Consider the following 1,192-nt stretch of genomic DNA (forward strand, 5'->3'; position numbering starts at 1 on the left):
ATGTCGCAGATGCCCCACCCCGAACCATGGGCTAATCCGATGCCAAACGATCGTCCTGAGGACGCCTTTACGCTGGCGTTCTTGCTGAGAACCACCATTCGTTGCGAGCCCCCAAGACAATCGGCTTCTGCCCGGCAAACCGGAGCGCGATCCCAAGATGGCAGAGTTCGCGAGGCAGGCGCCCGGTTTGGAAAGCGCATCGGGGGACCTCTGCCATCGATCAAGCGGGCATATTTCATCTCAATACTTCAACCGGATGCTGAACGAGCATCATAGTCACAGGTGGTTTCGTCCCATCTTCAAGCAACTGGCATGCCAATGCTGGTTGAGCGTTTTTATGAAGAAACGATGTCGGTTTGCCCGCAGCACGTAGTTGCGGGCGGTGCTGTTGTCGCGCTTGAAACAAATGACGTCCTGAGCGAGACAGCCAAAGCCGCAACCACGAGCGTCCGCGCGCATTTTCTAATGAAACTCTGGCAGGACTGGATCGAGTTCTTCCTGCTCGAGCGTCTTGGCTCCATCTTTCGCCAGGTACGCTGCCAGAGCTGCGATACCGGAGTCCGGTGGACATCGAGCGGGTGCGGATTTTTTGAACGGCACTTGTCCCAAACGCTCGGCAACTTCGACACTCATGAGGTGGGCACGGATCGGTCGGTCGACGGCGCGCTCGATGGTGTGGAAGATCCAGGTGCCGTCCGGATCGATGTCCGACCAATGAAAGATCGGCGTCTGTTCGGATACCAATCCTGCGATCGTCCGCAGCGCCTGCTGGGTGGCAAGCGAGGGGTACCCTCCGACATACATGGTCGTTCCTAATCGGCCGGGGTCCGCCTCGGCGATGTGCCGGTTGAAGCTTGCGAAATTTTCGATCGTTAGCACGTAGGCCGGCGGCTCCCGGAAGCGGACGCGATCTGCTTCCTTGGGAGTGATTCCGAGATACAGCGGAGAGATTCCGGAGAGGTCGGCTCCATCGAGGTCGATCTTGCCCGCGATCAGCAGCGGTGGCGCGAAGCGCTCAAGGCCGATTGCCCGGAGCGCCTCGCGTGGCCGCGCGCCGGGGGGAAACTCCAGGATGCCGCTCAGGAGCCGCACGACCGCGCCTTCGATCCGTTCGAGCGTTTTGCTGTGCCCCACCGTTCGTCTCGAGAAGGTCTTGTAGTCGACGCCAAGATGTTTGTTGGCCAGGATGGCC

General features: G+C 59.9%; 1 protein-coding gene. It reads right to left on the reverse strand.

Annotation, left to right across the window (positions count from 1 at the left end):
* Nucleotides 1-462: 462 nt before the first annotated feature.
* A partial coding sequence (locus XI08_RS09970) for a Wadjet anti-phage system protein JetD domain-containing protein (protein WP_271574280.1) occupies nt 463-1,192 on the reverse strand: 730 nt, incomplete at its 5' end.

The organism is Bradyrhizobium sp. CCBAU 11361, assembly GCF_028128935.1.
In the GTDB taxonomy this organism is placed as follows: domain Bacteria; phylum Pseudomonadota; class Alphaproteobacteria; order Rhizobiales; family Xanthobacteraceae; genus Bradyrhizobium; species Bradyrhizobium niftali.